The organism is Pseudomonas sp. FSL R10-1339, assembly GCF_009600545.1.
GTDB lineage: Bacteria > Pseudomonadota > Gammaproteobacteria > Pseudomonadales > Pseudomonadaceae > Aquipseudomonas > Aquipseudomonas bubulae.
This window is the reverse complement of record NZ_WIVQ01000123.1, coordinates 1-11111: the sequence shown is the minus strand read 5'-3', so window position 1 is coordinate 11111 and position 11111 is coordinate 1. Positions and strand designations below refer to the sequence as shown.

The 11111-nt window shown below is 61.7% G+C and carries 9 protein-coding genes and 1 pseudogene; 1 reads left to right on the top strand and 9 read right to left on the bottom strand.

The window, feature by feature from the left end; genetic code table 11:
- A partial coding sequence (locus GHO03_RS22185; RefSeq protein ID WP_153400544.1) for an AGE family epimerase/isomerase occupies positions 1 to 911 on the top strand: 911 nt, incomplete at its 5' end.
- A 30-nt stretch (positions 912 to 941) separates the two neighbouring features.
- On the opposite strand, the gene GHO03_RS22180 is transcribed toward GHO03_RS22185, so the two are convergent.
- The 9 genes and pseudogenes from GHO03_RS22180 to GHO03_RS22140 all read right to left on the bottom strand — a co-directional run.
- Positions 942 to 3377, bottom strand: a complete 2436-nt coding sequence (locus GHO03_RS22180; RefSeq protein ID WP_153400543.1) for a TonB-dependent siderophore receptor — start codon at positions 3375 to 3377, stop codon at positions 942 to 944.
- A gap of 100 nt (positions 3378 to 3477) precedes the next feature.
- On the bottom strand, positions 3478 to 4455 hold the full coding sequence (locus GHO03_RS22175) for a FecR family protein (RefSeq protein ID WP_153400542.1): 978 nt from the start codon (positions 4453 to 4455) through the stop codon (positions 3478 to 3480).
- On the bottom strand, positions 4452 to 4952 hold the full coding sequence (locus GHO03_RS22170; RefSeq protein ID WP_095002420.1) for a sigma-70 family RNA polymerase sigma factor: 501 nt from the start codon (positions 4950 to 4952) through the stop codon (positions 4452 to 4454). The genes GHO03_RS22175 and GHO03_RS22170 overlap by 4 nt, the downstream gene beginning before the upstream one ends.
- 177 nt (positions 4953 to 5129) lie before the next feature.
- Positions 5130 to 5876, bottom strand: a complete 747-nt coding sequence (locus GHO03_RS22165) for an SDR family oxidoreductase (protein ID WP_095002419.1) — start codon at positions 5874 to 5876, stop codon at positions 5130 to 5132.
- A gap of 66 nt (positions 5877 to 5942) precedes the next feature.
- Entirely contained in the window at positions 5943 to 8039 is a 2097-nt protein-coding gene (locus tag GHO03_RS22160; RefSeq protein WP_095002418.1) for a bifunctional diguanylate cyclase/phosphodiesterase, read from the bottom strand.
- A gap of 146 nt (positions 8040 to 8185) precedes the next feature.
- Complete coding sequence (locus tag GHO03_RS22155; RefSeq protein ID WP_153400541.1) at positions 8186 to 9394, bottom strand: acetyl-CoA C-acyltransferase; 1209 nt, start codon at positions 9392 to 9394, stop codon at positions 8186 to 8188.
- Positions 9395 to 9403: 9 nt separating this feature from the next.
- Complete coding sequence (locus GHO03_RS22150) at positions 9404 to 9874, bottom strand: MaoC family dehydratase (RefSeq protein ID WP_095002416.1); 471 nt, start codon at positions 9872 to 9874, stop codon at positions 9404 to 9406.
- Between the two features lie 10 nt (positions 9875 to 9884).
- Complete coding sequence (locus GHO03_RS22145) at positions 9885 to 10670, bottom strand: SDR family oxidoreductase (RefSeq protein WP_088377109.1); 786 nt, start codon at positions 10668 to 10670, stop codon at positions 9885 to 9887.
- 88 nt (positions 10671 to 10758) lie between these two features.
- A pseudogene (locus tag GHO03_RS22140) lies at positions 10759 to 11111 on the bottom strand (short-chain dehydrogenase); the annotation flags it as partial.

Sequence of the window (11111 nt, the reverse complement as noted above, 5' to 3'; positions counted from 1 at the left end):
ACACGCGCAAAGCGGCCTATCTGCATGCCTTTGTCGCGCTGGCCGCCAGCTCGGCTGCGGTTGCCGGGCGCGGCGGTTCTGCCGAGTTGCTGGGCGATACGGTAGCAATACTTGAAGGTCATTTCTGGTCCGGCTCGGAAGGCGCCCTGCTGGAAAGCTTTGCCCGCGACTGGAGTGACTGCGAGGCGTATCGCGGGGCCAACAGCAATATGCACGGTGTCGAAGCTTTTCTGGCCCTGGCCGATGTCCTCGATGAAGACCTGTGGCTCGACCGCGCCCTGTCGATTGCCGAAAAGCTTGTTCACCAGCATGCAGCGCAATCCGGCTACCTGCCCGTGGAGCATTTCGACAGCCAGTGGCAGCCATTGCCCGATTACAACCGGGACAACCCGGCAGACGGTTTTCGCCCGTTCGGCAAAACGCCCGGCCACGCCTTCGAATGGGCGCGCGTGCTGTTGCACCTCGAGGCGGCCCGCAAGCAACGCGGCCTGGCGGCGCCCGAATGGTTGCTGGAAGACGCGCGGCGGTTATTCGCCAGTGCATGCCAGTTCGGCTGGAACGTCGATGGTGACTGCGGAATCGTCTACACCGTGGACTGGAACCACCAGCCGCTGGTGCGTGAGCGTCTGCACTGGACCCTGGCCGAAGCCTCGGCAGCTGCGGCGGCGTTGTTGCAACGCAGCGGTGAGCATGAATACGAAGTCTGGTATCAACAGTTCTGGGACTATATCGACCTGTACATGATCGACCGCCAGAACGGCAGCTGGCATCACGAACTGGGGATCGACAACCTGCCTTCGCAAAACATCTGGCCGGGCAAGCCGGACCTGTACCATGCTTACCAGGCCACGCTGCTGCCCCGTTTGCCGTTGGCTATCAGCCTGGCCAGCGCGCTCAAGCTGCGGCGCTGAGCAATCCCGCCCCCGTAGCAGAGCGCTCCCTCACCAATCGTATTTAACCTCCAGCGACGCCGTGCGCTGCTGGCCGTAGTAGCAGCCAAAGCTGTAGTTGCACGAAGATACGTACTCTCGATCAAACAGGTTCTGCACGTTCAGCCGGGTACTGACACCCTTGAAGCTCGCATCCAGGGCCGCCAGGTCATAGCTGAGCGTTGCGTCATACACCACAAACGACGGCGTCTTGAAAGTGTTGTCCGAGTCGCCGAAGTTTTTCCCGGTATAACGTGCACCGCCGCCCAGGGTCACGCCCGCCAGGGCCTGTCCGGTGAAGTGGTAGTCGGCCCACACGCTGGCTGCCCAGGGTGCCTGTGCCTCGCTGCGGTTGCCTTCATTGCCATAGTTGGACTTGGTGTAGAACACGTCCAGATACGACAGCGAGGCGATCAGGTCGATGTTGCTGAAACTGCTTTTGCCTTCAAGTTCGATCCCCCGCGACCGGACCTCGCCTTCCTGGATTTGATACTCCTGGTACTGCAAGTCACCGGTCAGGACGTTTTGCTGGGTGATTTCAAATACCGAGGCGCTGAGCAAAGTGCTCTCATCGGGCTGGTATTTGACCCCCACTTCATATTGCTTGCCCGTCATGGGCACGAACGCCTTGCCACCTCGGGCCGGTGCCGCAGTGCCCACGGAAGGCAGAAAGGATTCGGTGTAACTGATATACGGCGCCAGACCAAACGAAGTGACATAGGTCAGGCCCACACGCCCGGTGAACTTGCTATCGCTCTGGATCTCGTGGGAGTTGGCCAGCAAGTCATTGTTGTCGACCTTGGCCCAATCCTGGCGACCGCCAATGGTCAGGATAAAGTTGTTCAGTTTGATCTGGTCCTGCACATAAAAACCGGTCTGCTTGACCCTGTTATCCCATTTGGTAGTCAGGGTCGGCACACCCGAGGTGCGGTAGTTGGTGGGGTTGTAGAGGTCAATCACCTCGCTGCCGGACAGGTTGTAGCCCTGGAACTTGCGGGTGAAGTCACGGTAATCGAGCCCCACCAGCAGGGTGTGCTGCACAGGCCCGGTGGTGAAGTCACTTTGCAGGTGGTTGTCGAAAGTATAAGAGCTGTTTTGCTGGCGCCAGTCGAGCTTGGTGCGGCTGGCATGGGTATCGGTGGCGCCGTCCGGGGCGGTGACGAAACGGTTCAGGTAAAAGCCCTTGTAACGGTCATTGACGTCGATGTAGCTCAGGCTCTGGCGATAGGTCATGACCTCGTTGAAGGCATGGGAAAACTGGTAGCCGAGCACATATTGATCGCGCTTGTAGTCGTTCCATTTCGAGTCGCCCGAGAAGAAGTCTCGATCTATCTTGTTGCCTTGGGAGTTGCGGTACAGACTGCCCACGGCCGGCAAGGACTGGTAGTCGGCCAGGGCATCGTCCCGTTGCACTTGCGCGTAGACCGTCAGTTCATTGCGGTCATCCGGCGCCCAGGTGAGACTGGGCGCCAGCAGCATGCGGGAATCTTCGGTGTAGTCGATTTGCTCGCTGCCGGTGTTGCCGACGCCGATAAGCCGGTAGCTCAGGGTTTTGCCTTCATCCAGCGGGCCGGTGGTATCGAAGGCCAGGTTGTAACGGTCAAAGCTGCCGGTGCCGACCTTGATTTGATGCCTGGCCTCGGTGCTCGGGCGCTTGGCCACCATATTGATCATGCCCCCCGGCTGGTTTTGCCCGTACAGAACGGAGGACGGCCCCTTGAGCACTTCGATGCGCTCCAGGGTGTAGGGGTCGATCTGCGGGGTGCCGCCCAGGCTGCCCGCCGAAGGCAGATAGGCGCCATCAAGGTAGAGCAGGGTCGGGGCAAAACCGCGGCTGGTGATTTCATCGGCAATGGTGTTGCGGTCGGTATAGCCGTTGGTGCTGAGACCCGGGGTGTAGCGCAGGGCCTGGGTCAGATCGTGGGCGCCCTGCACTTCAACCTGATCAGCAGTGACCACGTTGATGGTTTGCGGAATCTCGAGGATCGGTGTGTCGGTCTTGGTGGCGGTGGCCGAACGGGTGGCGACAAAGCCGTCAACATGGCCACGACCATCCTCACCCAGAAGCGCAGACACGTTGGTTGCGCCCAGATTCAGTACCCCGTCACCGGCGTTGGGGTAGACACTCAAGGCACCGCTACCGGTCACGCCCAGGCCCAGCCCGCTGCCCACCAGCGCGCGTTCGGCGGCCTGTTGCGGGGTGTACATGCCATTGACCGGCGCGGAGGTTTTACCCTGCAACAAGGCCGGGGCCACCGACAGGGTCAGGTTGCTGTCGCGGGCAATGCGGCTCAGGGTCACGCCCAGGGGCGCGGCAGGCAAGTCAAAAAAACGCGTGGCATTTTGCTCGCCAGACAGGGTTTCGGCCACCGCGCTCAGCGGGTAACCGCCAATGCTCAGGGTGATGGCCAGCGCCAGCAGGCAGGTTTTGGGATGGGCGTACGGCATGGGGCATCCTTTCTCGTTGCAAGGTAGGCAGTTGTAACCTTGACCAACGAGAAAGCCTTTCCCCTCACCTTATCTGCAATTAATTCGCATTCATTGGTTTTTACTGGCGCACATCGATCAGGGTCAGCCACGGCCCATAGCGCGTGATCTTGATCGGCAAGGTTTGCGCCAGCGTATTCAGGGTGTGTGCGGTGTTGTCCAGCGGGAATACACCGAATACCCGCACCCGCGCGGCTTCCGGGCTGATACGCAGCATGCCGGTCTGGTAGGGCCGCAGCGCCTCGACCAGGGCTGACAGGGGTTCGTCGTGCAGCTCGACCCGGCCCGCGAGCCAGTCGGACTGGCTACGGGATGTCGGGGTTTGCGGGTCTATCCGGGTGGCGGTAAATGACGCCGCCCGACCGGTTTCGAGGTGGAGTTGCTGACCGCTCAGGGTGTGCAACTGCACGCTGTGCTGTTGCACGCTGGCCAGGCTTTCAGTGCTGCCCTGGCGCACCATAAAGCGCGTGCCAAGGGCTTGCACCTGGCCCTGGGCAGTGCTCACCACAAAAGGACGCTGGGCGTCGGCTGCCACATCCACCTGCAACTCGCCCTCACGCAGGTGCACCCGGCGCTGATCGCTATTGAAGTCGACATCCACCGCACTGCGGGCGTTGAGGGTGAGCAGGCTGCCATCGGCCAGTTCGACGGTTTTGCGCTCGCCGGTGGCCGTCTGGTAATCGGCCGTCAACCCCGTCAGGGGCGTCACGCGATCCACCAGACCCGCGGCACCCAGACCGAGCACCAACAGCAGCAGGCCGCCTTGCAGGGTCTTTTTGCCCGATGGCGATGTACCGGCCAGCAGCGCCCGACGTACCGCCTGCAATTGCCCCGGGCTGCGCCGCTCAACCGATTGCAGATCGGCTACGGGAGCCTTGAGCACCCCGGCGACCCGCTGCCACGCAGCCAGATGTGCCGGGTTTTCGGCCAGCCACGCCTTGAACACCTGACGCTCCGACGGGCAGGCCTGGCCGGACTCGAGGCGCAGCATCCAGTCAATGGCGGCACGGGTGGTCGGGTCAACCTTGGCTGTACTCATGGGCTCTCCGCCGTTTGCGACAGGCAATGAACAAAAGCACGGCGCAAGTCGCGCTCAACGGTGGCCAGAGATACGCCCAGTTGCTCGGCAATGGCCTGCTGGGGCATACCTTCAAGACGATTGAGCAAAAAGGCGCGCTTGACCCGCGATGGCAAACCTTCGAGCAGGCAATCAATGGCTTCGATCGCCTCACGGACCAGGGCAATGTCTTCTGCAGAAGGTGCGTAGGCCAGAGGCAGCTCGGCCAGTTGGTCGAGATAGGCTTGCTCAAGCTTGCGCCGCCGCCACAGTGAGCAGAGCAAGCGCCGGGCAACGGTACTCAGGTAAGCCCGAGGCTCCTGGATACGTTCCAGTTGGCGGGCATCCCAAGCGCGCAAAAATGTGTCCTGGGCCAGATCGGCCGCATCCTGCGGGCATCGTACCTGTCGCGACAACCAGCCGCGCAGCCACGCGTGATTGTCGTGATATAGACTGGCCAGCAGCCTTTGGGGATCCACAGGACTCGACACGATAGATAACCATACTTAAATAGCAATAAGTCGCATTATCGTCGGATCAAGCATAAATGCAAGCCATGTGGGAGCGGGCTTGCCCGCGATGCAGGCGGCGCGGTTACTCAGCCTGACCGCGCTGATGCCATCGCTAGCAAGCCCGCTCCCACAAAAGCACGACCTTCAGCGCCCGCCGCCCAGGTCGAGAAAAGTGCCGGTGGTATACGACGCCTTGTCCGACAGCAGCCAAACAATGGCTTCGGCCACTTCTTCCGGCCGCCCGCCACGCCCCATGGGGATGATAGGTTCAAGCTTGCTGACCCGGCCCGGATCGCCGCTCAAGGCGTGAAAATCGGTGAAGATATAGCCCGGCCGCACCGCGTTGACCCGGATCCCCTCGCCCGCCAGTTCCTTGGACAGCCCCAGGGTGAAAGTGTCCAGCGCGCCCTTGGAGGCGGCGTAATCGACGTATTCACCGGGCGAACCCAGGCGGGCCGCCACCGACGACACGTTGACGATATTACCGCCCTGCCCGCCGTAACGTGGCGACATGCGCAGCACGGCATGCTTGGCACACAGAATGGGCCCCAGCACATTGGTTTTCAGGGTGTGCATGATGCGCAGGTCGGTCAGCTCGTCGACCCGCGATTTGAGCCCCACGGTGCCGGCGTTGTTGACCAGCGCGGTAACAGGCCCCAACTGTTCGTCAACTTCGAGAAACAGGCGAATGATTTCCTCTTCGTCGCTGACATCGGCACGCACGGCAATGGCCTTGGCGCCCATGGCGCGAACCTGCGCCAGCACCTCATGGGCCGCAGCATCATCGGTCAGGTAGTTGATGCAGATCCGATAACCCTGCTTTGCAGCCAGCAAGGCCGTGGCAGCGCCTATGCCGCGGCTGCCGCCGGTGATCACGATGACTTTATCCATAAATACGTGTTCCCCTTACACCGATCCAAATCTGGCTGTCAGAATAACCGCGAAGGCCCGGTTTTGTCAGGTCGCTGTTTTGTTGCCCGGCCCGGCGGGTTCGGCACCTTGGATATCGGCCATGAATTGCTCCGCCGGCAGCGGCTCGCCCAGCAGAAAACCTTGCAGGGCATCACAGCCAAGCGTGGTTAAAAAACTTTGCTGGGTATCGGTCTCCACCCCTTCGGCGACGATACGCAAACCCAGGGCCTGGCCCAGCGCGACAATGGCCGAGACAATCGCCGCATCGTCGCTGTCGTGCTCCAGGTCACGCACAAAACCGCGGTCGATTTTCAGTTCATTGGCGGGCAGGCGCTTGAGGTACATCAGGCTGGAATAGCCAGTGCCAAAGTCATCGATGGACAGGTCCACGCCCATTTGCGACAACCGCTGCAACACCACCATGCTCGCATCGGCATCGCTCATGGCGGTGGTTTCGGTGATTTCCAGGGTCAGGCTGTTGGCCGGTAACCGATGACGCTCCAGCGCCGCGACCACGCTGTCAACCAGCCCTGAATAGCAGAACTGCAATGCCGACAGGTTGACCGCAATGCGCCAGTGGCTATAGCCCTGATCGAACCATATGCGCATCTGGCGGCAGGCTTCATTGAGCACCCAGTCACCGATGGGGATGATCAGGCCGGTTTTTTCCGCCAGGTCGATAAAATTTTCCGGCAGCAGCAACCCTTGCTGCGGATGCTCCCAGCGCAACAGCGCTTCGGCCCCCACCGGCCGGCTGTTGCTGGCATCGAACTTGGGCTGGTAGTGCAGGCGAAACTGCTGCAGCTCCAGGGCCTGACGCAAGTCCTGCAGCAGTTGCAATTGCTTGCGGGCATTGGTGTTCATCGACGCGTCGAAAAAGCTGTAGCCATTTTTGCCCGCGCCCTTGGCGTGATACATCGCCGCATCGGCGTTCATCAGCAGCTCTTCGGCGGTCAGGCCATTGCCGGGGTACAGGGCGATACCAACACTGGCGGAGATCAACAGCTCATGCTCATCGACCCGGAACGCCCTGGACAACAGACCCACCTGCCGCGCTGCCACTTGCGGTGCGTCATCAGGCTCCAGCAGACGCACCAGCAGCACAAATTCGTCGCCGCCAATCCGCGCCAGGGTGTCCTGGCTGCGCAACTGCTCGCGCAGGCGCAGGGCAACTTCCCGCAGCAAACGGTCGCCCAGATGATGACCAAAGGCATCGTTGACCGGCTTGAAGCCATCGAGGTCGATAAACATCAGCGAGAAGCAGCCGCCCTGCTCCGCCACCTTGCTCATCGCCTGACCGATACGGTCAGCCAGCAGGATGCGGTTGGGCAACCCGGTCAGGGTGTCGTGCAGCGCCAGTTGGGTCAGCTCTTCGTTGGCCAGGGTCAGGGAGTCCGCCAGGGCAGCTGTACGGGCATCGAGGCGGGCATCAAAAATAGAGGTCAGCAAGGCGATGACCAATACCGCCAGGCTGGACACCAGTACCAGATTGTCCAGGCCGTTACCGCTCAGACCGTCGATGGCGGCACCGCAAAAACTGCCGATGGGAAAATTCGCCGCAGCCATACCGGTGTAATGCATGCCGACAATGGCCAGCCCCATGATTACCGCAGCACCACCGCGCATCAGCCGCACGTAAGGGGTTTGCCGGCGCAGACGAAACGCGATCGACAACGCGGCCGCCGAGGCCCCCACCGCAATCACCAGCGACAGGCCAAACAGTGCCGGGTCGTAATCGATGCCCGGTTGCATGCGCAACGCGGCCATGCCGCTGTAGTGCATGGCGCTGATGCCCGCGCCCATGATCAGGGCGCCGAACAACAACTGCAGCGCCGGCAAACGCGGCTGGCTGACCAGCCACAAGGCAAAGCCCGAAGACAGGATGGCAACCAGCAATGACCACAGGGTCAGCCCCAGGTCGTAGCCCAGCGCCAGTGGCAACTGCAACGCGAGCATGCCGATAAAGTGCATCGACCACACGCCAAAGCCCATTGCCAGTGCACCGCCGGCAATCCACAGGTACTGGGTACGGCCGCGCGCCGTGGCGATGCGACCACTCAGGTCAAGGGCGGTATAAGAGGCCAGAATGGCCACACACAGGGAAATCAGGACCAGCGCGGGGGAGTAACTAGCGGAAACCATGGGCCTACTCGTGAACAGATGCCGAACAGCGTCCATGCCCGGTAAAGAAGCGCAATTGTACTGCTTCCCTGCATTTACGCACCTATCCGCGCGACTAAATCCTTAAGCTCCATGCCCGCTCCCATAAAGAAACTGTCCCCCTGCCTTCAGCTCAGCTCAAACAACCCCGCCGCCCCCATACCGCCGCCAATGCACATGGCAACCACGACAAACCGCGCACCACGGCGGCGACCTTCGAGCAGGCTGTGACCCACCATCCGTGCACCCGACATGCCGAACGGATGACCAATGGCTATCGCCCCGCCATTGACGTTCAGGCGGTCATTGGGGATCTGCAGAAAGTCACGGCAATGCACCACCTGACAGGCGAACGCTTCGTTGATCTCCCAGAGGTCAATATCCGCAACGGTCAGGCCAAAACGTTTGAGCAACTTGGGAATCGCATACACCGGACCAATGCCCATTTCCTCCGGTGCACAACCACTCACGGCAATCCCGCGATACACGCCCAGCGCTTCGATACCGCGCTGCCTGGCTTCGGCACGGCTCATCAGCAATACCGCAGCAGCCCCATCGGAAAACTGCGAGGCGTTGCCTGCCGTGATGAACTCACCCTGTTCAATCCACTTGCCGTCTTTCCACACCGGTTTGAGGGTCGACAGGTCTTCAAGGGTGGTGGAGGGACGGTTGCACTCGTCACGGTCCGCGATCACGTCCTGATGACCGGCGGGCTTGCCTTCCTTGTCAAAGCACAGCTTGCGCGCCGCCAAGGGCACGATCTCATCGGCAAACAGGCCCTCAGCCTGGGCGGTGGCAGTACGTTGCTGGCTCTGCAACGCATACTGATCCTGTACCTCGCGGCTGATGTTGTATCGCCGCGACACGATTTCCGCGGTTTCGAGCATCGGAATATAAGCCGTCGGCATGCACTCAAGCACGGCCTCGGACTGGGCGCGGTAGGTGTTTTTGTACTTGTTCTGGGTCAGCGACAATGAATCCACGCCACCGGCCACGGCAATCTTCATTTCGCCGGTCATGATGCCATTGGCCGCCACGCCGATACTCATCAGGCCCGAGGCGCACATGCGATCGAGCGCCATGCCCGGCACAGTATCGGGCAAACCGCCGGTGTACGCACACAGGCGGCCGATGTTGTAACTCTGAGTGCCCTGCTGGGCGGCGGCACCCATGATCACGTCTTCCACCGAACCCGGCTCGATACCCGCGCGCTCGACCACGGCACGCACCACGTGACCGCCCAGCACAGGCGCCTCGGTATCGTTGAACGAGCCACGAAAGGATTTGGTCAAGGCAGTGCGGGCGGTGGATACGATCACAACGTCATTCAAATTCATGTTCAAGGCTCACTGTTCAAGGGGGTTGAAGGTGTAGCGGCTGATGGTGTCCACCACGCAGCCGGGGCGTTCGCTGCCCTCGATTTCGACGCTCATGCGCACTACAGCCTGCACGGCCTGGCCCTGCATCTCGACCCGCACCAACTGGCCATGGCCGCGAATCCGCGAACCGACCTTGACCGGCGCAGGGAAGCGCAGCCGGTCACTGCCGTAGTTGACGCCCATGGCCAGGTTCTCGAACTGCATCAGTTGCGGCATAAACAGATTGGCCAGGGCCAGGGTCAGGTAACCATGGGCGATGCAGGCGCCAAATGGCCCGGTGGCGGCGCGCTGAGGGTCGACATGGATCCACTGGTGATCGCCCGTGGCTTCGGCAAACAGGTTGATCCGTTCCTGGGTCAGCAGCAGCCAGTCTGTGCGCCCCAGATCCATGCCCTCGGCCGCCAGCAACTGCCCGGTGCTGCTGAAAACTGTGCTCATGCTCTGTTCCTCACGCTTGTTGCGAGCTGACGGGCAGCACTTCGCCGACCATGTACGAGGCATAGTCACTGGCCAGAAACACCATGACATTGGCCACTTCCCACACTTCGGCGGCGCGGCCAAAGGCTTCGCGGCTGGTGAGCTGGTCGAGCAATTCGCTGCTGGCGGCTTTTTTCAGAAAGTCGTGCAGGGCGATCGACGGCGCCACAGCGTTGATCCGCACGCCGTTTTCGGCGGCTTCCAGGGCGCTGCAGCGGGTCAGGGCCATGACTCCGGCCTTGGCCGCAGCGTAATGGGCCTGCTCCTTTTGCGCGCGCCAGCCCAATACCGAGGCGTTGTTGACGATGGCTCCGGCGCCACGGCGCTCCATATGCGGGAGCATGGCGCGGGTCATACGCATGGTGCCGGTCAGGGTGATATCCAGTACCGACGACCACTGCTCATCGGTCATTTCGGTCAGGCGTACCTGACCGCCAAGCCCGGCGTTGTTGATCAGCACATCGACACCGCCCAGCGCCTCCTCAGCGGCGGCGACCAGGGCTTGCACGTCGGCTTCGACGGTGACGTTGCACAGCTGCCCGTAGACCGCCTGCAAGCCGGTTTCGGCCTTTAGCCGCTCGACTGCCTCTTCGAGACGACGCGGGTGGATATCGGAAATCATCAGGGCGCGACAGCCCTCTTCCGCGCAGCGTTTGGCCGCGGCATAACCGATACCGGCGCCGGCTGCGGCAGTGATCAAAATCGACTTGCCAGCCAGTAACTGGTGGCCGGGGACATAGGGAGGTGCTTGTCTCATGGTTGAATTCTCTTGTTAAGCGGCAAATCAAAAGCCCCTCACCCTGGCCCTCTTCCAAAGGGAGGGGTTGGGGTGAGGGCCAGCGGTATCAGCTACCCCACACCCGCTGCGGTGCAGGCGCTTCGGCCAGAATCTGGCCCAGGGCAACCCCCACTTCTTCGGGTTGCCATTGCGCGCCCTTGTCGCGGGTCACCCCGGTGCGCCAGCCATCGCCCAGGGACAATCGCCCACCCTGGCTTTCGATGATCTGCCCGGTAACATCCCCCGACAGTTCGCTGCCCAGCCATACCACCAGCGGCGCGACGTTTTCCGGTGCCCATGAATCAAAGCCACCGTCTTCAGGTTTTTTCACCATGTCCGGCATCGCGCTTTCGGTCATCGAGGTCCGCGCCGCCGGCGCCAGGGCATTGGCCGTCACGCCCAACTCCTCAGTGGTGACAC